The sequence below is a fragment of the Photobacterium frigidiphilum genome, assembly GCF_003025615.1.
Classification (GTDB): Bacteria; Pseudomonadota; Gammaproteobacteria; order Enterobacterales; family Vibrionaceae; genus Photobacterium; species Photobacterium frigidiphilum.
This window is the reverse complement of the sequence record NZ_PYMJ01000032.1, coordinates 34,218-58,042: the sequence shown is the minus strand read 5'-3', so window position 1 is coordinate 58,042 and position 23,825 is coordinate 34,218. Positions and strand designations below refer to the sequence as shown.

Sequence of the window (23,825 nt, the reverse complement as noted above, 5' to 3'; positions counted from 1 at the left end):
TATCAGAGCTGATTATTCAAAAGCGAAGTAGAGAGCTGTGCTTGGTCTTATTTCGCTTTGACTACCTTATTTTTTCCCATTTTTTTTGCCTGATATAAAGCGAAGTCGGCTCTTGATACTAATTCTGAGATTGTTTCTTTATTTATATACTGCGCAACACCACAGCTGATCGTCATTTTACCAATAGAAGGGAAGTTATAGTTCTCTATTACTATTCTTAATTTTTCAGCAAAAATGAACGCCTCATGAAGATTGGTATTACAAGCAACAATGAGGAACTCTTCCCCTCCCCAACGGCTAGTCACATCGGTTATTCTGGTGTTTTCTTTTAACAATCGTGCCAAGTGAATGAGTACATCATCACCCACTAAGTGACCGTATGTGTCATTAATTTTTTTGAAAAAATCAATATCAAAAATGATGACTGAAAAGTCACTTTGATATCGTTCACAGCGAGAAGATTCTGACGATAATACAGATTCTAATTTATAGCGATTATATAACCCAGTTAAACTATCAGTAATCGATAGTAACTCTATATTTTTCTTATCAGTAATATTCTGAACTATCGTAGTGAAGCCATCAATCATACCATTTTCATTAATATCTGGTGTAATGAACTTATGTACCCATAAGTCATTTCCCTCTTTATCTGTTTCTTTGAGCTCACCTTCCCATACTTTTCCGGTAAGAATAAGTTCATGTATCTCATCATAAGCTTCTAAAGAGGTATCACTGTGTCGAAAGTCACGTTGTTTTTTTCCAATCACTTCATCAGTTGCATACCCAGTCGTTTCGGCAAAACACATGTTTACTTTCTTGATAACCCCGTCTCTGTCTGTGCATAGTATCATTACGTGTTTATCAATAACCGCAGCGTTCTTTTTGATTTTATCGTAAGCTTCAGACAGTTTTGACTGTAAACGTGAAGGCATAATACTTGCGAACCAAGAAAGAGGAAAAGATACCGCAAGTACGGTTAGTGCAATAAGTAACGCCGAGAGAACATTTTTATTCTGCATTGTCTGCATTACACCTAACTTTGGTATAAATATAACTTTTAGATTATCTTTATTTCCAAACAAATCACCCAAGGAGTATGAGTAAATCCCCGGGCCATAAAAAGCATTAGATGTAAGTATGTTTAATGCTGAATTAGGGAAAATATCATCTAATCTTTTCAAGTCTGGAAAATATTGACTCCACGACTGACTATTATCTGGGTGATGAATAATATCACCATCGCCAGTTGCTAAATAAATATTGAAGTTTTCAGAAAAAGACAAAAAATTTATTGTTTCACTAAACAATAAATTTACAACAACAACACCATAAAATTGGTCATTAATAATCAACGGTGTTGCAACTCTAAAAGTCGGTTTTAATGGTAGTTCTATTTCCCCATGTTCAACATTTAGATCAACATTCGAATACCAATATTGATTTTCTTTTAAGATCGCGGCCTCTTTAAAATAATACCTTTCTTTTTTATTTTGCATATTATCATCTGAAATAAAATGCAAATCATCAGTGGAACTATTCCGGTCTATTCTTATTATTTCCTTTCCCGTTCTATCGATATAACGCAGCTGCATTACATCTTTATCAGAAAGTGCCAAAGCATAGAAAAGGTTAGTTGCATTTATTTTATCATTAACATCATTCGATAGAACAAATTCTTTTGTAAGATCACTTTTAACTATCGACGAAAGTAGTATTTCACTATTTTTAATGTAACCAGATAAGTAATCTCGTTTAAAAGAAACTTCAGATTTAGAAATCTCATGAAGCGTTTCATCAAGATCAACAAAGCTAATTTTATAATTTATAAATGATGTTACCAATGCGACAATCACACCAAAACCTAAAAAATACAAGGTTAACGTTAAACGATAAGGGTGTTTTAGATTAAACATTTTTCTCACTCATGGAGTAGCACTTACGCTGCCAGGTTGCAAAGTATCACAATGAACCGTTAAAAAAGATGAGGCTTTTCTGGGCGTTATTGTAAATAATCAGATCTAGCCAGTAATCAACTTAAAATTACGAGAAATCTCTTCAACACTGAAGAGCTGGATCCCTCCTACACCATGGTTTTAGATTCATCATGACGAAACCAAGAACAAGTGCATATACTAACAGCCAGCATTATACGCAACCATTCACAAGCAGTATATCAATCGGTATGGTTTAATTAATAACGACATGCTTTAAATCAATAGATCACTCAATAGTTAAATACACCATTTCAAATATAGGTTATCGCAAGCATCAATAAATCTACTCTTGTATTACAGCAAGTGTACTCAGTCGCTAATCTTCAATTATAAGTGCTTTGAATTGATAACATGATCAGCATCATATGCTGTGATAAAGCAGGTAAAGTTTCACGCACACCCTGTATCATTTTATAGACATAAAGCGCTAAGATACCCTATCCCGTATGATATCTGGCGATAAGCATTACTATTTATATCTTGAAGTCAGCCATTTAACATGCAAGTACTTTTTATTGTGAATTCTCAATGTCTACCTTAGTGAATGGGTTTTAAGTGAAAATGAAATTATTCAATGTGAGTTTACTCGCTTTAGTTTTTATCTCAGCTGGCTGTCAAGCAGCCAATGTGACAGCAGAAAAATTGTACAATCAATATAAAAATAAGCCTGACAATAAAGCTTATTCCATTGGTACTAATGGCGTTGCAGGATCGGCTTGGGGAGCATCAACAAAAGAAGAAGCTATAGAACTAGCTCAACAAACTTGTAGAAAAACTGGTGGGTTGAATTGTAATGTTACAGAGGTGAACGGTCGCCCATTATCCAGTAATGATTCTCAGGTGAAAAACTTTAGAACTGTAAATAACTATAATATTGTTTCTAATGGTATTAATTATAAACCTGATTTAAGCGTTACCTCAACAGGCTTTTTTATTAATAATGAGTATTTATTGACAACCAATGATGTTGTTGAAAATTGCTCAAAGATTAATTACGAGCGAAATGGCCGTTTGATAGAAACAACGGTAATTCGCGCAGATAAAATGAATAATATTTCAATACTAAAATCAACCACTCCAAACGCTACTTATGCAACCATAAGCTCTAAAAAGAAAACATCACAAGGCGAACGTACTTATACTTATGGTTTTGAACTATCAGATATGGCTTATTCCAAGATACCGTCTTATCAAGGAAAAATAACCAATGGCATTATTAGTCGAGCATCTGGAAGTTATAATGACATTCGAATTATGACCATCACGAATGAAATAAGCAAAGGTGATATTGGTGCTCCTGTTATTGCTGAAAATGGAGATGTGATTGGTCTTGTCACAAACGAACAGAAAGAATCAATAAAATCATCTATATTAAGCATTTTCTTAAATGAGCAAAACATTTCATATCACACGACAAAAAAGACGGCCAACAACGTATCACCATCAGTGATTGCTGAAGCTAGCCAGAAATTCTCTGTCCCATTAGTTTGCTTGAACGAAGCGTAAATTGCCTCTAACTACCTAAACGTCATAAGAAGTGCATAAATACGACTTTGTGCACTTCTTACGCTATATAGCTCAAATTAAAAATAACTAGCATTGGAAATTTAATGAAAAATTTTATACTTGCATCCATTTCTATCGCTGTTTTATCTGGTTGTGGATCACCTCGCTATACTGCGACGCCAATTGAAACAAATGTAAATAACGTTGAGATCGTAATTGTTGACGACAAGGAAACTCGTGACGGTTTCCAAGAAACAATGGAAACATGGCTACAGTCAAACAACTATCAATATACGGTTTCACCTGATGGTTCCAAACATGATTTAAATAAATTAACTCTTGAATATGAGGGTCATTGGGGATGGGATCTTGCGCTCTATTTAAAAAATGCTGAGATTAATGCATTTCAACATGGTCAGAGAGTTGGAAAGGTTCAATTTAAAGTTCCGTACACTGCAAACCCTAATAAATTTGGTGATGGTGCAACACGTATTCACTACATGATGGATACTCTTTTTGGCCAAATAACCGCTGACGAAGCGACAAAAAAAGTAAACTCGTCTAATCATCAATAAAGACCGTATGCCATCGACAGGCTCAGCTCAAAGTGGATACTTCCACGTTCGTCAAAATCAAAGCGATAGTATTGAGCTAATCGTGAATGTTTTACTCACACAAATTATTAAGCTTACCGAAACACACGAAATTTAACCAAGCAATCAAGGTGATGCATTACATTCGGCGGTTATAGTGTAAAATTCGGTGTGCTTGGTAAGTTTACCGTGGCATAACGTATGCTAGCCGTTAGAAGGTAAGAGGAACATTTGCATGACTTATGATGAATATAACGCGTTCTGTCGCTCGTTACCGGCAACGACATACGTGGTTCAGTGGAACAACTCTCATGTATGGAAAGTGGGCGGTAAAGTGTTCGCTATTGGTGGTTTAGGGACAGTTGACGATCCCGCTTTCACCTTTAAAACGTCAGATCTTAACTTCGTTTTTTTAAGTGAGCATGCCGGCTATAGACCTGCCCCCTACTTCGCTACTCGAGGAATGAAGTGGATACAACAATACGAGAGTTCAAAAGAAACAGATGAAGCATTGATGTATTACCTTAAAGAGTCTCACCGAATTGTGTCGTTAGGGCTGACTAAAACAAAGCTAAGAGAGCTTGGTTTAAATCCAAAATAGCGGTTATGAGCATCACCTAATAAGCAACACTAGCTCGCGAGTAACACGGGGAAAGGCTTGGTATGAACTTCTCCACGATTTTGGCTGTCAGAAGCAAGACATAATCCGACTTAATGATTGAGAGCAATCAATGAAAGTACTAAAAAGATTTTGGTTATCCGCTCTATTTCTAGCTTTGAGCATGACATGTTTACTCAGTTTTAACCTAATTGGCTCGTATGTCGATAAAGATGGGCTACTTATTGAGCCTTTCGGGTTTATCCCTTTATTCTGGCTGTTTATATTTCTCGCTCTGGTTTCTTTCTTAGTATCCTTGTTCAGAAATAGGAAAAACAGAACTAACAGCCAATAAGGGGGATTAGGTTAAATGAAAAATACAGATGCAGAACAAACCATGACGTTGATGTATAACGCTTGGCGGTTTTGGTGGGTATTCAGCGAAGAAAATGTATGGCAGGTATTAGGGTGCAGTTCGATGGTTGTATCATTCAAAATATATGGCTGATTGAATGATACAACCCAGAATTTAGATTTTCACACAGACAAAAATGGCGTTTCCAGAGTTCTGACCCCAAGGGATGATCTTCTCGTAGTCATGCTCAAAAACATGAACCTCAAAGTAAGGTTTCAAGATTTCTTTCAATTCATTAAAGCAGAAAGCAACCATAGGGTGTTCGTCGTTCCAAGTTTGGGTTTCTTCTGCGGTTGTTTTTTCAATGCTGAGTTTTAGCGCCTGTTTTTCGCCTTCACCACTGTAATGCCAACCAGACTGGAAAGAGAACACGTTGTCTTCTTGTTTCGCTGTGTGTTTAACAAATAAAGCGTTATTGATTTTGTTTTTGTCAACCACGTTAAAGCAGAAAACGCCATCGCTTTTTAACGCACTATGTACACTTTTCAGGCAGTCTTTCAATTTTTCTATGCCATCGCTGTAATGGATGGAGTACAAGAAACAAGTGATTAAATCTAATGGCTCTGCCATTTTGAATTCACTCATGTTTTGCAAAGAAAACTGTGCTTCTGGGCAGCGAGTAGTTGCTATATCTAGCATCGGTTGATTAATATCGAGCCCGCTACTTTGATAGCCAAAATCAATAAAATGACGTACGTGCGGACCTGTTCCGCAAGCTAGATCAAGATGAGTATTTCCGTCGTTACCGAAAATCTGGTGTAGCCTGCGAATACAGTGGCTTTGAGCATGGTAGTCGATATCGACACACATTAAATCATAATAACCAGAAAGGTCGGTATATAGAGCGTTGGCGGACATATTAGCCTAGTCGTTTTAGCTGAAATATTTTTGGTGGCGCATAGTAAACGAATCTGTAGAATTTGCGAGGTATATATAACTGCCAAAAAGCATTTTTTAGCACAATAAATAAAAAGAGACCACAACTGTGATCTCTTTTACTTTCTGATCTACTCAAATCACTCATCGACTCTGTGCAAGCAGTGCTTAAAGCGTCTTAGGTGCACCTTTATCTTCAATAGTATTACGTGCAATTTTGGCCATCATGCGTAGTAGCAGGCGGCGTAATAATCCGACTTTTTGCGGGGCCACTAAGATACGGCAAAGTTCGCCCTCATTGCTGTAACCAAATAATATGCGGAAGCCTAATCGCTGTAAGTGTATGGCTAATACACTATCCGCTTGAGCTTGGTCTGGCTGGAATAATTTGATTGGCGACTTAGCACCCAATTCACCTTGCCACAGGCTTGGGTTTGCTAACGCACAGCTGGTAGCACTTGGTGAACCTAGTAATAGCTGCTTACCCTTAACGCGTTTTTCAATAAACGGTCTTAACTGGTTTGGCGCAACGTACCAATGTTTAGGTGTTTTTTCGCTCAGTCGTAGTTCGCAGAATGCCAATTGGTTGTTTTCGCTGTAGCTATAAATATTGACCAAATTGTTCGATAGTCGATGGCCTAGGTTTAGTGTGCCGCAAGGGTCTTTAACATCAATAATGTTTAATGCATTATCGTGAATGTTAATGCTACCCATATGTTGCTGAGAGAGCGAATCATTTTGATAACGCTCAACCAAATCATCGGTCAGAATAGGACGCTTCTCAACTACGTGGAAGGTCTTACTTTCAATGATATTGTCTTCACCTTCGACGATATCAATGCGGTAGATGCCAGGTACACACAAGCTCTTGTGCGAGAACGTCCAACCTACATAGCTTCTACAATCTAGGCTTAGCTCAATATCCCACTCTGATAGATAACCGTCATGAGAATGAATGTATGGGTGATGAACGCGAACTTTTAGAACCATAGTATCTGGAAGTTCTTCCTCTGGGCGGTCATCGCTGAAATAACCGATTCTCATCCCAAACGTACGACCCACTTCCGCTTCAATCAGTAACGTTTCTTTGCGATGTTCTAGCGAGTGAATAGATACAAAACCCTCTTCCTCTTCGGTTTGCGATTGCTCGGCTGCTTCTATCTGTTCTGGCGTACCACCTTCTGCAAAAATACCAAACTCAACAACCTCGATTGAATCCGAGTCTTTTGTGCTGTAACGCCCTGCATTAATCTCTGCGATAAGGTCGCGAATACGGCGAGAACTATGGTTGGTGAAGGTCGCAATGAGTGGCTCATAATTGCCCAATTTCGCCAGTTCAACCAGTAAGGCATAGAGGTCTTCAGTACTTAATTCTTTAGTAAGAGGCGCAAGCTCAAGTTGGTCTGGGAATATATCTAAGCAATCTGTCCAATCTTCTTCAACTATAAATTCAAACAGCTTAATCTTGCTCATTCCTAGGGCGTAAGCGCGTTCACAGAGCCAACGTTGCTGCGTGGTATCACGATCATCATTAAGATCCGAAATATCCATCTCTGAGTGATGAATGTAGATTTGCAACAGGTTATCTTTTAGAACATCAGATGCGTACCAGAATAAGAAACTGACTTCTGCTTCACCCCATGGTGTGCAGAAATCTTTGATGTATCGGCTTTCCATGATTTTGACCAATTGGTCAACTTTTTCTTTGGTGGCCGTTGTTTTGAGCGACACATACTGACGGGCAACCTCGATATCGTGCTTCTCTTCATCACTCAACTCACGATCATCATGAATGGTATCTTCGATACGTTGTCTTACGCGAAGAGGAATAATGTTGACCAGTGTGTTTTCAAGGTACTCTGGCGCAAGTTCTGGGTTGAACTTATGCAGCTGCGCCATGAAGATCTGAGTGTAACGTTGCAAGATCACTTTCAATGCTTGATGCAACACACGCTGTTTTTCTGGCAAAGCCATTTCGTCTTGGTACTGTTTAAACAAGAAGGCAAATACCACTTGATAGTCAGCATCGCTTGGGACTTCACTAATTAGGTTCTCAACCATATAGGCAGTAGCACCAACATCGGTAATGCCAGCCATCTGATTGACTAGCTTTTGGTTTTGTTGGTGAAATTCGTCTGCGTCTATATTGCCAAAGCGAGAGATGTTGTAGAAGTAAGCCAGCATTCGACATGTTTTGGTCGGTGCAAGACGTAGCCAAAGCTCGACAAATCGTTCAGCAAATTTCTGAATTGGCGACTCCGCATGTTTTGATAATACCTGTGCCGCGAGTAGCAGCTTTTGCGCTTTGTTATCGTAATCGCGCAAGTAGCAGTAGCGCGGTTGAACGCGAAATAGCTCTGTGTCTTTATCACTACGTCGATGATGCTTCTCAAAATTCACCAGTGCAGTTTCAGTATCGTCATGTTCACCATTGAAGTATTGCTCGACCACCAGCCAATCTTGTTTGATTTGGTTAAGAACTGCTGCCTCTGGTTCTTCGTATTGCCATTCTGGTACTTTTGGCGCGCAGACAAATTCACTATTTTGGGCGATTGCGTCATAAACCGCAGCTACTAGGTGTTCATTTAGAACGGTCAATACGTATTGATTAAGTGTGTCTTTAGTGCCATTTAGCTGGTCAAAGTACGCAATGGAGGCACACAAACCGAGAATGGTTTCTCGCGGTTGCTCTTGCGGGAATTCTGGGTGCTCTTGAGGGAAGTCACCATTTTCAATAATTATTTTTACTTCATCACGATGTTCAAGTGATATTTGGTATAACGTTGCCGCTTCGCTTAGCTCGACATTGCTGCTGTAACCCGAGAATGATTCTACGCAGTGGAAGAACAGCGCTTTCCAGTCGCCGTTATAGCGTGTCATGAACTCTTTATCGCTCAAGAATTCGTATTCGTTAACCATTTTGTCTATGAAGTTTGGATCAAAGCCTTGTTTGTCGTTCCAGCAGTAGATGACATCCAACATGCGGAACAGCTTAACGCGCTCTTCCGCTTCATTTGGCTCTTCATCATCGTCGCCATTAAGTGTCCAGTCTGCGATTAAGTCATAAATAATATGTTCAAGTTCACTGTGGAAGGATTCATAGTGACCAACGAAATAGTCGATTTTTTCCGCCAGTTTGTAATTACCTGCTTTCATCAGCGCAGAAGCATCACATGGCTCAATTTGGTCGAGAATGTCTGGGTTATCACCGGTGATGACGTGATCCCAAACTTGTCGGCCGTTGTCGAACTCTTCGCATACGAACGCTTTCCACTGTTCAATGCCTGTGCCCCAGATGTAATAGATATCGCCGTATTCGTCCTCTTCTTCCTCTTTATTTTCAACAATCTGACGACCTAAATAGTCTTCAATTTCAATTTTCAGATCAGCGGCGGCGTCATCGGCTGGGCCATCAATGAACATAGCTTTGCTCATTGCCTCACCCTTGTCATCTAAGTCGTAGCATTCTGTACCGCTATCGGTTTCGACAAGAGATAGAACGATGCTGCGTATAGGATTTTCGTTGTAGTTACGCGGGTCATCGGTGTATTGCAGATAATCTAGCGCAGCAAAGCGTTCCTTGAGCATTTGCTTGAATATGGCAAATTCTTCTGGTTGGCTACGGAAAATCTCAAGTAAAGACTGTGATTGGTTATTCCCCATCGCATCTTTCTGTTCACCGTATGAGGTGGCTGCTAACGTGAACATCTTGGCGCGCGCCATATGGTTGTCGCAGTAGCAGAATGCTTTGAGCATGTAGTGGCTGTAGCCGTGATGGCTGACTACGATAGCAAGAACCTCTTCACCGAATGGTGCATGCTCCGTATCCCAGTAAGGCACAATGTAGCTGGCTAAAAGGTAAGTGTATTGAGGGTATTTTAACGCCAACATAAACATTGGGGTTAAGCCCAAGACTTCGGTATCAGAAATCCACATACCTGATGAATCATTGACGCGGCGAGAAACGGTATTCAGCGTGATTGCTGTCTGTTCGAGTTCAGCTTCTAACTCTGGGTGCAGTAAAGCACGCATGAAGAATGCCGTCTCTGGATCCACGCAGCGATCATTGAGCTTTTGTTCAGAAGAGAGCTTTTCAACATCTCTACCGTAGAAGGTAAAAATGGTTTTAGCGACAGAGTCTTCAAGCAAGTCAGCAATGCTGTCATCACTATTCTTTTCTGGGGCGAAAGTAACGTGGCAATGAAATTCGTAGAACGCATTTTCGCACTGAATAAGCTGCCTATAAGACTGCAAACCTTGGCGTAATGATTCAACATCTTTAGGGTTGTAGGAGATAGTTAGAGCTGAGGGATTTTCTAATACAGACATAATTTAGGCACAGTGATATAAACTTCGGCTAGAATAGGGCCGCACTGTATCTATGTCATTGTAAATATGCGTTAAATCTCAAAAATGTGATCGCAAGCCTAGGGTAAGAGCGTAAACATTTTCACGTCAAATTTACGATTGATTTGACGATCTCATTTAGCACTGACATGAAGCAGTAACACGATACGAATAACAGTTGGCATTGTGTATTTGAGAGCTTGGTATGACGCAAGAATTTGCTGAACGTTGGTTTAAGTCAATCGACGTTAGCACCTGTTATGTGCATCAGGTAACAAATCAGACAGACAAATGTGCGCATCGATAAATAGAACGTAGAATGTAATTTTTCGTTATTAAAATTATTATTTGTATGTCTGAATTAGAAAAAATGCTTAATGGTAGTGTCTATAATTGCCAGTGTAAGGCGTTAGAAAAGTTACGGGAAGAAGCTTCTTTTTTGCTTCGCCATTTCAATAACGAACCGAATTCAGATCTTAGGCATGAAATATTAGTTAACCTTGGTATTAAGATTCCTCTTGATAGCTGCATTATTCCCCCTCTCGAGATGAGTTATGGCAGTCATTTATCTATTGGTAATCAAAGCTATATAAACAGCGGTGCGCTTATATTAGATAATGGCTATGTGAACATTGGCTCTCACGTAATGATAGGGCCTAGAGTGCAAATATATACGGCTTCTCATGCTCTTGATGCCGATAGACGTATTGCGGGCGACGAAGTAGCAAAACCAGTCACAATTAATGATAAAGCTTGGATTGGCGGTGGCGCAATAATATTACCTGGTGTAACCATTGGTGAAGGTGCTGTTATTGGTGCTGGCTCTGTCGTGACAAAAGATGTTGCAAGCTATGATCGTGTAGCAGGAAACCCAGCTCGCTCCATCATCAAATAAAGTATTGGTGTTCCACCTCATCAAGACAACCCTTAATCAAAATAAAATTTCATTCAGCATCTATACAGGTGTAAGTAAATATGAAGCTACGTAAGAAGGGCAACAAAGTGTAACGGTATGACGCATACGCTACTTATAACCATTTATATGTTGCTAGTATGAATAAACAGTCACAGTAAATGGAAAGAAAATGCAATTATCAAAGAAGTTCATTAAAAATATTATTGGATTAAGCTTTATCAGTAGTTTTGCTATTTCAGCCCCATCAATTGCTAATACTCTGACAGATGCAGAGTTACAAAATGCAATTGAAGCAAAGCTAACAGTGCAACTTGAAAGTGCTGATGTAGCCGCATACACAGCAGAATTCTTAATGAATGAAATTCTTACCTGGAAAGGTGAAGAATTACCAATGAATGAAGTTAATAGTATTTTGGCTTATGCATTTGGTAATCGCGTTATGTCAAACGGTAACCAAGTACCAGGACCGATGAATGAAGCATTAGCTGATACGGTTGTTGAAATTTATAAGCAAACAGGCAAACCTGTTTATGCACAGTGGGAAATCGCGCAGTCTATTGGCGATCGCATTCCTGCAAAACACCTGTTCTCAATCGACCCTAAGATTGCTCCGGATGGTACGCTAACTTATCTAAGTACTAATGGCGTAGCTGAAGAAGCTGTGAAGCAATCTGGTGGGGATATGGGGAAAACAGTCGTTGTCGGCTTCTACGAACACAGTCTTCGTACAATCATTACATCTAAACGTTTTGGTATCGACGCTTACGCTCCGGAAGGAATTAAGCTTCCTCATGATTATGATGAACAATCTGGTCAAGGGTGGACTCGTGACGCAAAAACATTCGTAATTCATGAAGTGAGTAATCGCGCGGCTAATGAACGTAATCGTCTAATCGAAATTGCAACATCTGAAGGAAAATAAAGGAATGACACTGGCTAGCCTTTGTTATATTGAGTTCAGGGTCACATCAACGGTTATTGATCAATAATCTGCAACGCATAATATCAAGCTATCACACATCGTGATAGCTGCTAACTTTCCCTCTTACTGTTTAGCCGTAATAATCCCGCTCCCATACGAAGAACAATGTAGTACAAGGTTTATTATGTCGACGTTTGAACGCATATTCCATGCGGTTTTATTTGAAGTATTAGCAGTAAGTTTATCCATTCTGGGCTTAATTATTTTTACCGAGCACAACCCTCAAACCCTTTCAGGAACCATGATAGTTGTTGCAAGTATTGCCATGGTATGGAATTTCATTTTTAACTATATCTTTGACCGTTTTTTCCCTGGTAATCGTGAAGAACGCACCATGAAGCTTAGGGTATTCTTTGTGCTTTTATTTGAGGCAGGCTTACTCTTTTTTACCATTCCGGTAATGGCGTATATCTTAAATGTTTCTCTTATCGACGCATTCTGGCTAGACATTGGCGTGACCATTTTCATTACGATTTACGCGCTGATGTTTAATTATGCCTACGATAATATTCGCGCATTTATCATTAAAAAGCGTCGTACCGAATTACATGTCGGTATTGAGTACTAATTAAAAATTCACGACTAAAAATAAACCCCTCATCAGCTTAACGAACAGTCAGTCGTTGATGAGGGGTTATCGTTTAATGGTGCTAACCACTTGGCAAGATTACATTTTTTGTAACATTACATCGTCGGCATCGTGAACGCACTTGTGTGTTGCTCTAAACGAACACTGGCAGGCCAACGGCTAGTCACTGTTTTCATTCGGGTATAGAAACGTACACCATCGTTACCATGCACATTTAATGGGCCAAACACAGAACGCTTCCAGCCACCAAAGCTATGGAACGCCATTGGCACAGGAATAGGTACATTAATACCCACCATTCCCGCTAATACGTCTTCACTAAACTGACGTGCTGTTTCGCCATCACGCGTAAAGATAGCCGTACCGTTGCCGTATTCATGGCGATTAATAAGATCAAGACCGGTTTGATAATCGGGTACACGTACTATCGCCAGTACTGGGCCAAAGATTTCTTCTTTATAAATCGTCATCTCTGGTAATACGTTATCGAACAACGTAGGACCAACAAAATACCCTTCTTCATGCCCTTCGACGACTAAATCACGGCCATCAATTAACAAAGAAGCGCCCTGTTCAACCCCTGTTGTTATGTAATCACAGATTTTCGCTTTATGTACCGCAGAAATAACCGGTCCCATGTCATTTTCTGGGCCATCAACAATACCTGGGCCTATGTGCATTTTTGCAATTTGATCGGTTAAGTTAGCAATTAATTTATCACCCGTTTCATCACCAACCACAACAGCAACAGATAACGCCATGCATCGCTCGCCAGCAGCACCGAATGCGGCACCCATAATGGCATTTGCTGCCATATTTAAATCAGCATCTGGCATCAAGATGCAATGGTTTTTCGCGCCGCCCAAAGCCTGACAACGCTTGCCATGTGCCGATGCGGTTGAATAAATGTATTCTGCAATCGGTGTCGAACCAACAAAACTGACCGCTTGCACGCGAGGTTCGGTTAATAGCACATCAACGGCTTCTTTATCACCGTTAACTACGTTGAAAACGCCATCAGGTAAACCGGCTTCTTTCAACAACTTCGCCAGTTCTAACGCTAGAGAAGGATCTTTCTCTGATGGTTTTAATATAAAGGTATTGCCCGTTGCCAGTGAAATTGGAAACATCCACATTGGCACCATGGCAGGAAAGTTAAACGGAGTAACACCCACACACACACCCAATGGCTGCATCAAAGAGTGGCTATCAACACCTGTACCTACATTGGCAGAATGCTCACCTTTTTGTAGGTGGGGAATGCCACAAGCAAATTCGACAACTTCTAGCCCGCGCGTTACTTCACCAACGGCATCTGAATAGACTTTGCCATGTTCATTAGAAATAATACGCGCTAGCTTATCCATATTCTGTTCAAGCAAGGCTTTAAATTTGAACATCACACGGGCACGTTTTAGGGGTGATGTTTTTGCCCATGCGGGAAAAGCAGCATCTGCCACGGCAACAACTTGCTCGACTTCTGCGGCTGAACTTAGCACTACCTGACGCGTTTGTTCACCAGTTGCTGGATTATAAATAGGGGCAAAACGCTCGCTACGACTTTCAGTAATTTGTCCGTTAATAAAATTTTGAACCGTTTCCATGTAAATTGCTCCTAATTAAATAAGCCAGCATCTTTCGCTAATTGAGATAAATTGTCGTAACCCAAGGTGGCATAAGTAAGCGGGTTGGCAACGGCAGGATCTTGCTCTGCTTCCACCACTAACCAACCTTGATATTCATTATTCTTTAACAAGGTAAACAGTGTTGAGTAATCAATACAGCCGTCACCCGGCACGGTAAATACACCGTTTAATACCGCATCCAGAAAGCTTGTTTTTCGATTTTTAACATCGGCTAATACATCACGGCGAATATCTTTACAGTGAACATGATTAATACGATGCGCCCAGCGTTCAGCAACAGCAATTGGGTCGGCACCTGCAAAGGTTAAGTGCCCAGTATCTAATAACAAACCAACATCTGGCCCTGTGTGCTTCATTAAGTTATCAATATCGGCTTCAGTCTCGATTACCGTGCCCATATGGTGGTGATAAGCAATTTGTACCCCTTGGCTTTGGGTATAACGCGCAAATTTTGTTAGCTTCTCGCCATATTCACGCCATTGTTCAGCCGGAAATTTAGGACGAAGGTAAACGGATTTAGCTTGATCGCCATGAATACAGTTGGTAACTTCAGCGAAAACCATTACTTTTGCACCTAACTCTCTTAATAAAGTTAGATGTGGTTGTACGGCTTCGATTTCTTCTTCTACAGAACGCGTTAATAATTCACCTGAATACCAGCCTGATACCAATTTAACGTCATGCTTGGCTAAAATCGGCCCTAATACACTGGCATCACGCGGGAACTTATTGCCGAGTTCAAAACCCGTAAATCCTGCTTGTCGCCCTTCTGTTAAACAGGTTTCAAGTGATGTTTCTGCACCAAGTGAAGGAAGGTCGTCGTTGGTCCATGTGAGTGGATTAATTCCTAATTGTACTGTCATTGTTATACTCCATTAATATTTGGACTGCAGATCAGATAACTTGTTGTTGTTTGGCAAGTTCATATTGCTTTCTTGCAAGTCTGACTTGCTCACGTTCCGACACTTCAGGTACAGCGACTTCCCACCAAGAACCACCAGATTCTGTAGTACTGAGCGGATCGGTATCGAGTGTGATGACATAGGTTTTGTCTGATTGTTTTGCGCGTATTAGGGCTTGTTCTAACTCAGCGATACAGCCTACTTTTTCAGAATTTGCGCCTAACGCTTTAGCATGAGCGGCAAAGTCTGTTTTCGGTGCGCCACCATCAATGGTCTTGCAATCTTTAAGTAGGTTATTAAAACCAGCGCCACCGCAAGCATGTTGTAAACGGCTAATGCATCCGTAGCCTCGGTTATCTAACACCACTAATATCAGCTTTTGATCTAACATGACGGATGTGGCGATTTCGGAATTAAGCATGAGGTATGAGCCATCGCCAATCATCACGATGACATCAGAATCAGGCTTCGCCATTTTCACGCCTAGCCCACCAGCTATCTCGTACCCCATGCATGAAAATCCATATTCGAGGTGGTAACCTTTATCGTATTTGGTTCGCCACAGCTTATGTAATTCACCCGGTAAGCCACCAGCGGCACAAACCACAATGTCTTTCTCATCTGCGGCGCGATTGACTGCACCAATAACTTCTGCATCTGTGGGTAAATCGGTTCCACGATCTGTCATGGCAATTGAGACGGTTTCATTCCACTGCTGGCGTAAAGATTCTGCTCTATCACACCAAGCGGCACTCGGCTGCCAACCTTCAAGCAATTCTGTAAATTGTGGAAGAGTGCGTTTTGCATCGCCAACAACGGGCACACCATTATGTTTAATCGCATCAAAACCATTGATATTGATCGACACAATGCGGGCATCACGGCTAAATAAAGATCGCGATCCAGACGTGAAATCTTGTAAGCGTGTTCCTACCGCTAGTATCACGTCAGCTTCACGGGCGAGTTCATTAATCGCGGCCGATCCTGTAACACCCACCGATCCTAGATTTAATGCGTGATCCCAAGGCAAAGCCCCTTTTCCTGCTTGTGTTTCACCAACAGGTAACTGGTACTTTTCAACCAATTGATGAAACTCGGGCAATGCTTCAGAGTAATGCAGGCCACCACCCGCGATAACCACCGGATTTTTAGCCGTTTTCAGTAACTCGATCGCTTGCTCAATTTCAACCACATCGGCACCTAAACGACGCATGCGGTGAATACGCTCGGCGAAAAAGCTTTCTGGGTAATCGTATGCCATTGTTTGAACGTCTTGCGGTAACGACAAGGTCACTGGTCCACATTCAATCGCATCCGTTAAGATACGCATCGCTTGCGGCAAACTATTTAGCAGTTGTTCAGGGCGCGTAATGCGATCAAAGAAACGGCTTACCGGTTTAAAACAATCATTCGGGGTGATCGTTGGATCATTCCAATTTTCAATTTGTTGCAAGACAGGATCCGGTTCACGGGTAGCAAACGTATCGCCCGGTAATAATAAGACAGGCAAGCGATTAACATGCGCTAAAGCCGCTGCAGTTACCATATTCAGTGCACCAGGGCCGACAGAGGTTGTTGCTGCCATCATGCGGCGGCGATTATTCGCTTTGGCAAATGCAATAGCTGCATGTGCCATGCCTTGTTCATTATGGGCACGAAATGTCGGTAGGTGGTCTTGAACATGGTATAAAGCTTCCCCCACCCCCGCGACATTACCGTGACCAAATATCGCAAATACACCTTCAAAGAGTGGTAATGTTTCACCATCAACATCCACTTTTTGCGCCATTAGATATTTCACTAATGCTTGTGCCATAGTAAGTCGAATCGTATTTTTAGCTGACATAATAAAGGCTCCTATCCGCGCTGACGCCACAAGGTAATTAAGTTGTGGTAGTTCGCTTTAATCTTCTCTATTAAAGCGCGATCATCGATATTACCCGCTAGCCAGTCACGAGAAGGTTGGCCAAATATAGTGCGCCCAACAGCAAAGCCTTTCACTAATGGTTGGTTGGCAGCCGCGGTAAAGCCAGCTTTCAATTCTGCTTCTGGTGCATCTAACCCTAAGATCACCACGCCTCGGCAGTATGTATCTCGTTCTGTAATCACGGCACTAATGTTATTCCAACCTTCTACGGACTGTGGCGGCAACTTCCACCAATCAGGTTTTACCCCTAAGTTATAGAAGCGCTGAACAGCACGCAGATACAAATCATCTGACGATGGCATATCTGCAGGCAAAATCACTTCTAACAACAATTCATGACCTGATTGGCAGCAAGCGGCATACACTTCTTTGATCATGCTTTCTTGCTCTAAGCGCAGTGGATGCTGATCATCGGGGTGGAAAAAGGCTAAACATTTAACCACATGTTCAAGCGGCCAATTGACTAACTGAGAACCGATATTGCCATGCTCTAAACACAATGGACGGGATCCCGGAAGTTCGATTGGTCGCCCTATCCACCAGCCGGATCCTGTCACTTCATTCAATACATCTTGCCCGAACGTGCCATCACATAAGATGCCCGCTTTACCTTGTAATCCTGCTTCTTCAACAACTTCTTGGCTCGCTTGTAAAATGAGTTTTTTTAGCGGCTTTATACTGTCGAAATTGGCTCCGGCTTCTCGCACCATATCAACAAATTGAATACGGTGGTCAAACGCAAGAACGCATAATTCTTCCCAATTAGGTTTACGGGTGGTAACTCGGTGTAGGTGGTTTAAACGTGCGTCTATATCAGGGCGTGGTACGTCGTTAGCACGGCTTAAGTAATCATCGAGCTCTACTTTTGTAGGCATAGATGGTGCACAACCATGACGAGAAACCACTAATGCCCCACAGGCATTGGCGTAAGCACACGCTTTTTCCCAGCCTTCGCCACTTAAATAGCCACGTAATAAACCCGACATAAAGGCATCGCCTGCGCCTAGCACATTTAATACATCGACTCTGACACCTTGAATGGTAATACCATCATCCAGATCATTAGGAATGTCGTTACTGAATACTGAACAGCCTAGCGCCCCTCTTTTACACACGAGTTCAGCTTGGCTTACCTGACGCACTGCACGAAGGGCATCGATACTGTTAGTTGAGCCGCCCGCAATGTGAAATTCTTCTTCTGTACCAACGATCAAATCAAACAGCCCTAATACTTCTTGTAGTTGGTCTGTTACTTTTCCTGATTCAATAAAACGATTTTCGCCATCACCCAATGACGTTAGCCCCCATAGAACGGGCCGGTAATCAATGTCTAGCGCTGTTTTTACACCATTACGACGGGCATATTTTAAAGCGGTAAGTACTGCATCACGCGTTTGAGGGTTAGATAGATGTGTACCTGTAATGGCTAAACAACGTGCAGAAGCAATGTATTCTTCTGACACATCATCGGCTGTGATCGCCATATCAGCGCAATTATCACGGTAAAAAATGAGTGGGAAAGTTTCTTCATCTTTAATACCAAGAATAACAAGTGCCGTTAAACGCTCTTCATCGGTAATCAAATAACTCGTATCAACACCGACACTGTTGAGCTCTTCGCGAAGAAATCGTCCCATGTGTTCATCGCCTACTCGTGCCAACATAGATGATTTCAAACCTTGGCGGGCAGTACCGTAAGCAACATTGCCCGACGACCCGCCAAGGTATTTAGAAAAGGAACCCATGTCTTCCAAACGCGCACCAATTTGTTGACCATACAAGTCAACAGCCACCCGTCCCATACAAATAAGATCTAATATTTTGCTGTCGTGTTTCATTTTCGATTCCTTTCTCAAAGCGCGTTATAAAACGACAATCAACGCGTCATCGTGGTTGGATTATTTCAATGACTCAGTTATACGAAATGAACGTTTCATTATCAACAAAAAACGAAATGAATGTTTTTTTTTGTGATCTTAAGTCTGTTTGTTCTGTACTGATTCTTTGGGTAAGTCAATTTACTCTTCGGGATCAATATAAAAAGCGTTTTGATCTAATTCAAAAAAAGTAGCCCCAAATAATCACACAATTAATTGACGTTTTATTATTTTATTAAAATAAGTAAATCCACATGTCGGTTAATATTTTCAGGAAATAAAACCATTGAAGTTAATCCTGCGGTAAGCATCTAAGGCCTTTAAAAATCACTATTACAGCGTAAGTTGTCTTACCAGCAGCCTTATCAGATTGATACATCATGATTAATAGTCCTGTGTGTTCCGTACACTACACCCATCATAACTTCGGTCAATTTATAATCGAAGCATAAATTTTGAAAATATTTTTTCATTAACATATTTGCTAACAAATATGCCATAAGCGCATTACAACTCAATCTCGCCTTTCGTGACCAAGTTCAAAAAAATAACATATAGCAATTAAAATCAATAACTTATAAAGTAAAATAGATTTGCATTTAAATTTTATATGAGATCGAAGTAGCATTTTATACATTTAATTAACATCAGTGGTGGTTATAAAAGAAACGACAACCTATAGTAATCCTCACTGAGTTTAGAAAATATTTTTCATACGAATATGAATAAAAAACTCACGATTAAAATATGAGATGTGATTCTAGTCGGTAATTAAGTAGAAGCTCTAAATGGAGATTTGGCTTAATGCATGAAATCGCATTTTAAATTTGCTGAAGAAGCATCTAATAACAAGGAGGCAGACATGCCAATTACGACAAGTGGATTGACTACGCTATTTCAACAAAGCACTAAATATATAAAGCAATTAATGAATAAGCCTAAAAAAGCAGTTCAAGGGGTGCTTTTTATTACGGGGTTAATGGCACTTGTAGCCTGTGGCGGAGAGAAAGCTGACAGTAATGTGACTCGAATTGGTGTTGCTATACCGAACTTTGATGACACATTCTTGGTAAATATGAAAGATTCGATGAGTGCTTATGCAGAAAAGCAAGACAACCTCGAACTCATTTTTGTTGATGCTAAAGAAGATACTGTAAAGCAGCTTGGCCAAATTCAAAATTTCATTATTCAACAAGTTGACGGCATCATTCTTGTACCAGTAAACACCGATGCAACACAACCTATGACCGATGACATTTTAAAAGCTGGCATTGAACTTGTTTACTTAAATCGCCGCCCTACCTACCTTCCTGATGGTGTCGCGTACGTGGGTTCTGAAGAACTTCGATTTGGTGAAGAACAAGCGAAATACGCAGCATCACACTCAGATGGCGGTAACATCGGTATTATCATGGGTATGATGACGGTTGAAGCAGCCATCTTACGTACTCAAGGTGTGGAAGATTTCTTCAAAGAAAAACCTGAATACAACATTATTCGTAAGCAAACCGCTTTATGGCAGCGTTCTCAAGGAATGGTTGTTATGGAGAACTGGATCAACTCTGGTGACAAGCTAGACATCATTATTTCGAACAATGATGATATGGCATTAGGGGCAATTCAGGCATTACGTGCTGCAGGTAAACTTGACGATACTATCGTCATTGGTGTTGATGCAACCCCTGATGGTTTAATGGCTATCAAAAAAGGCGCACTTGACGCAACCGTATTCCAAGATGGTCGTAGCCAAGCTCGTGGCGCAATTGATGCAGCACTTAGCGGTATTAACAAAACCCCTCGCGACAAAATAACGTGGATTCCTGCTGAACTCGTTACTAAGGATAACCTAGCTGAATTTGAAGCTAAACAAGGTTAATTATCCCCCGTACTGACTGTTCTGTGTGCCTGAACATTGGCACATAGAACAACCTAATTGGAGCAGAAAGCATGAACCAAGTCTTATTAGAAATGCGTGGTATTACCAAAACATTTCCCGGCGTAAAAGCACTCGATAATGTGCAATTAACGTTAAAAAAAGGTCGCGTAATGGCTTTGATGGGAGAAAATGGTGCGGGTAAATCCACCCTAATGAAGGTGCTGTTTGGTATTTATCAGCGCGACTGCGGCACGATTCGTTATCAAGGAGAACAAGTTAATTATAATGGAACCAAAGAAGCACTAGAAGCTGGGATTTCAATGATCCACCAAGAGCTATCTCCTATTCTTCACCGTAGTATTGCTGAAAATATTTGGTTAGGGCGTGAACCACTTAAAGGTCCATTACGTCTTATCGACCACGCAAAAATGTACCATGATACGACTGAACTCTTAAAAAAATTAGATTTGCACCTCGACCCACGTACGCCAATGAGCGAACTTACCGTTGCGACAATGCAAATGATCGAGATATCTAAAGCAATTTCCTACAATTCAAAAATTATTATTATGGATGAACCCACCTCTGCTTTAACTGGCAAAGAAGTTGATCATCTATTTGAAATCATCGAAAAGTTAAAGAAGCAAGGCGTATCCATTGTTTACATCAGCCATAAAATGGATGAAATCTTCCGTATTTGTGACGATATAACAGTATTCCGTGATGGGTGTTACATCGGCGAACGTGAAGCGCAAAACACCAATCACGAAGAACTTGTTCAGATGATGGTTGGTCGTGATTTAGGCGATGTATTCCCACCTCCTACAGCGAAACCTGGAAAAGTACGTCTTGAAGTAAAAAATCTGAGCGTTGACGGTGTATTTGACAACATTAGCTTCAAGCTGCATGAAGGTGAAATTCTAGGTATTGCAGGGCTTGTTGGCGCTGGACGCACCGAGCTTATCGAAACCTTATTTGGGGTAAGAAAGCACGATGTAGGTGAAATCTGGATTAACGGCGAAAACGTCGAAATCAAAACGCCTCAAGATGCAATCAGTCATAAAATGGCCTTTTTAACCGAAGATCGACGCCAATCGGGTCTATATTTGATGCTTGATATCTTCGCTAATACCTCTATTGCTCATCTTGATGCTTACCGCAATAAAGTCGTGAACGTGCTTGATGTACGTTCGATGCAAAAAGATTGCGCTAGCCAGTGCACCAAATTAAAAGTCAAAACACCGGGTATGGCAGAAAAAATTGATAACCTCAGCGGCGGAAATCAACAAAAGGTTCTTCTTGCACGTTGGATGCTAACCAAACCAGACATCCTCTTTTTAGACGAACCAACGCGCGGTATTGATATCGGTGCGAAGTCTGAAATTTATAAACTAATGCGATTACTCACAGGTATGGGCAAAAGCTTAGTCATGATCTCGTCTGAACTGCCTGAAGTGATAGGAATGAGCGACCGAATACTGGTCATGCATGGAGGCAAGCTGAAGGGTGAACTTGACGGTAAAGAAGCCTCTCAGCAACAAGTAATGTCAATGGCTTTCAACTAACGCCACCACATTAGCTAAACCAAAACGAATCAAGGAATGTAGTTATGCTAGCTAAACTTCTTCAAGCCACTTCAGATCAACCGAAGGGCGCAAATACAAAACGCTTTATATCCAAATACGCTATCTATTTTGTCTTTATCGCAATGTGTATTGTGATGAGTATTTTGTCTCCTGTTTTCTTAACAGTGGCCAACCTACTTAACGTAATGACACAAATGGCAAGTATTGGTCTGCTGGCGCTTGGCGTTACCATTATCATTATTACACGAGGTATCGATCTTTCATCTGGTTCTGTTCTCGCTGTTGCGGCCGTTGTATCTGCAAGTACCGCCCAATCACTTGATTGGGGCATGAGAATGTACCCTAACCTGCCAGAACTACCTATTATTGTGCCAATTTTAGTGGCACTTGCCGTCGGTGCATTATGTGGTTTGATAAACGGTGCACTTATTGCCTATACGGGTATTCCTCCTTTTATTGCCACACTGGGTATGATGATTATCGCTCGTGGTGCTGCACTACTGTATTCAGATGGTCGCCCGGTCAGTAGCCTAATCGAGTCATACCAGTGGATTGGCCAAGGAACGATAGCGGGGATCCCCGTGCCTGTGGTGATATTTTTAGTGATGGCGTTCATTACGTACATTTTACTTAATTACACTCGATTTGGTAAATACGCCTACGCGATTGGTGGTAATGAAACAGCCGCATATGTATCTGGCATTAACGTGACTAAATACAAGATTCTTGTCTATGTATATGCCGGTTTACTTGCAGGTATTGCCGCACTGATTTTGACTGCACGTATTAACTCTGGTCAGCCAGGCCTTGGGGTTATGTATGAGCTTGATGCCATCGCATCTGCAACCGTTGGTGGTGTGAGCCATGCCGGTGGTATCGGCACAATTCAAGGCACCATTGTCGGCGTCATGATCATGGGTGTGCTGCAAAATGGGCTTGATTTATTGAATGTCTCGGCCTATTGGCAGCAAGTCGTAAAAGGCTTAGTCATTGTTGTTGCTGTTATTTTCGATATGAAACGGCAGAAAAAGAGTAAGTAACCCCCGTAAATATTTACTCTTTAACAAAGTTGTAACTGTAGGAAGCTTTGCCACGGACTCTTTAATCCGTGGCTTTTTTTGGTTTGAACCACCTCGGTACCCCCCTCTGAAGCTGACAAACTGAAACATATATTCCAACCAGACATAATTTA

At 41.1% G+C, this 23,825-nt stretch carries 18 protein-coding genes; 11 read left to right on the top strand and 7 right to left on the bottom strand.

Going from position 1 to position 23,825, the window contains the following annotated elements; all coding sequences use genetic code 11:
- Positions 1–47: 47 nt before the first annotated feature.
- On the bottom strand, positions 48–1,916 hold the full coding sequence (locus C9J12_RS23210; RefSeq protein WP_107244878.1) for a sensor domain-containing diguanylate cyclase: 1,869 nt from the start codon (positions 1,914–1,916) through the stop codon (positions 48–50).
- 642 nt (positions 1,917–2,558) lie between these two features.
- On the opposite strand from C9J12_RS23210, the gene C9J12_RS23205 reads away from it, so the two are divergent.
- The 5 genes from C9J12_RS23205 (at position 2,559) to C9J12_RS30815 (ending at position 5,202) form a co-directional block, all read left to right on the top strand.
- Positions 2,559–3,503, top strand: a complete 945-nt coding sequence (locus C9J12_RS23205; protein WP_107244877.1) for a trypsin-like peptidase domain-containing protein — start codon at positions 2,559–2,561, stop codon at positions 3,501–3,503.
- A gap of 104 nt (positions 3,504–3,607) precedes the next feature.
- Complete coding sequence (locus C9J12_RS23200) at positions 3,608–4,078, top strand: Sbal_3080 family lipoprotein (protein WP_107244876.1); 471 nt, start codon at positions 3,608–3,610, stop codon at positions 4,076–4,078.
- Between the two features lie 253 nt (positions 4,079–4,331).
- On the top strand, positions 4,332–4,697 hold the full coding sequence (locus tag C9J12_RS23195; protein ID WP_107244875.1) for an MmcQ/YjbR family DNA-binding protein: 366 nt from the start codon (positions 4,332–4,334) through the stop codon (positions 4,695–4,697).
- 130 nt (positions 4,698–4,827) lie between these two features.
- Positions 4,828–5,049 carry a DUF3955 domain-containing protein gene (locus C9J12_RS23190; protein WP_107244874.1) on the top strand — a complete coding sequence of 74 codons (222 nt, stop codon included), beginning with the start codon at positions 4,828–4,830 and terminating at the stop codon, positions 5,047–5,049.
- Positions 5,050–5,064: 15 nt separating this feature from the next.
- Positions 5,065–5,202, top strand: coding sequence for a hypothetical protein (locus C9J12_RS30815; protein WP_170111861.1), 138 nt, complete (start codon positions 5,065–5,067; stop codon positions 5,200–5,202).
- Between the two features lie 21 nt (positions 5,203–5,223).
- Here C9J12_RS30815 and C9J12_RS23185 read toward each other — a convergent pair whose 3' ends face one another.
- Both C9J12_RS23185 and C9J12_RS23180 read right to left on the bottom strand, forming a co-directional pair.
- Positions 5,224–5,967, bottom strand: a complete 744-nt coding sequence (locus C9J12_RS23185) for a class I SAM-dependent DNA methyltransferase (protein ID WP_107244873.1) — start codon at positions 5,965–5,967, stop codon at positions 5,224–5,226.
- A gap of 186 nt (positions 5,968–6,153) precedes the next feature.
- Positions 6,154–10,314, bottom strand: coding sequence for a DUF3859 domain-containing protein (locus C9J12_RS23180; protein ID WP_107244872.1), 4,161 nt, complete (start codon positions 10,312–10,314; stop codon positions 6,154–6,156).
- Between the two features lie 370 nt (positions 10,315–10,684).
- Here C9J12_RS23180 and C9J12_RS23175 point away from each other — a divergent pair, with 370 nt between their 5' ends.
- From C9J12_RS23175 to C9J12_RS23165, 3 genes are all read left to right on the top strand, one after another.
- Entirely contained in the window at positions 10,685–11,227 is a 543-nt protein-coding gene (locus C9J12_RS23175; RefSeq protein ID WP_107244871.1) for a sugar O-acetyltransferase, read from the top strand.
- Positions 11,228–11,417: 190 nt separating this feature from the next.
- A complete protein-coding gene (locus C9J12_RS23170) occupies positions 11,418–12,170 on the top strand; it encodes a hypothetical protein (RefSeq protein WP_107244870.1) in 753 nt (250 codons plus the stop codon).
- A 184-nt stretch (positions 12,171–12,354) separates the two neighbouring features.
- Complete coding sequence (locus C9J12_RS23165) at positions 12,355–12,798, top strand: PACE efflux transporter (RefSeq protein WP_107244869.1); 444 nt, start codon at positions 12,355–12,357, stop codon at positions 12,796–12,798.
- Positions 12,799–12,914: 116 nt separating this feature from the next.
- Here C9J12_RS23165 and C9J12_RS23160 read toward each other — a convergent pair whose 3' ends face one another.
- From C9J12_RS23160 to C9J12_RS23145, 4 genes are read right to left on the bottom strand one after another with little or no spacing between them, the layout of a single operon-like run.
- Positions 12,915–14,423 (bottom strand): CoA-acylating methylmalonate-semialdehyde dehydrogenase, encoded by a 1,509-nt coding sequence (locus C9J12_RS23160; RefSeq protein ID WP_107244868.1) that lies wholly within the window; start codon positions 14,421–14,423, stop codon positions 12,915–12,917.
- Positions 14,424–14,434: 11 nt separating this feature from the next.
- Complete coding sequence (gene iolE / locus C9J12_RS23155) at positions 14,435–15,328, bottom strand: myo-inosose-2 dehydratase (RefSeq protein WP_107244867.1); 894 nt, start codon at positions 15,326–15,328, stop codon at positions 14,435–14,437.
- A 31-nt stretch (positions 15,329–15,359) separates the two neighbouring features.
- Positions 15,360–17,213: a 3D-(3,5/4)-trihydroxycyclohexane-1,2-dione acylhydrolase (decyclizing) gene (gene iolD / locus C9J12_RS23150; protein WP_107244866.1), complete on the bottom strand. Its 1,854-nt coding sequence runs from the start codon at positions 17,211–17,213 to the stop codon at positions 15,360–15,362.
- Between the two features lie 11 nt (positions 17,214–17,224).
- On the bottom strand, positions 17,225–19,132 hold the full coding sequence (locus C9J12_RS23145; RefSeq protein ID WP_107244865.1) for a bifunctional 5-dehydro-2-deoxygluconokinase/5-dehydro-2-deoxyphosphogluconate aldolase: 1,908 nt from the start codon (positions 19,130–19,132) through the stop codon (positions 17,225–17,227).
- A 901-nt stretch (positions 19,133–20,033) separates the two neighbouring features.
- Between C9J12_RS23145 and C9J12_RS23140 the strand changes: the two genes are divergently transcribed.
- The 3 genes from C9J12_RS23140 (at position 20,034) to C9J12_RS23130 (ending at position 23,673) form a co-directional block, all read left to right on the top strand.
- A complete protein-coding gene (locus C9J12_RS23140) occupies positions 20,034–21,047 on the top strand; it encodes a sugar ABC transporter substrate-binding protein (RefSeq protein ID WP_107244895.1) in 1,014 nt (337 codons plus the stop codon).
- 71 nt (positions 21,048–21,118) lie between these two features.
- Positions 21,119–22,612, top strand: a complete 1,494-nt coding sequence (locus C9J12_RS23135) for a sugar ABC transporter ATP-binding protein (RefSeq protein ID WP_107244864.1) — start codon at positions 21,119–21,121, stop codon at positions 22,610–22,612.
- 44 nt (positions 22,613–22,656) lie between these two features.
- Positions 22,657–23,673, top strand: coding sequence for an ABC transporter permease (locus tag C9J12_RS23130; RefSeq protein ID WP_011220554.1), 1,017 nt, complete (start codon positions 22,657–22,659; stop codon positions 23,671–23,673).
- The last annotated feature ends 152 nt before the right edge of the window (positions 23,674–23,825 follow it).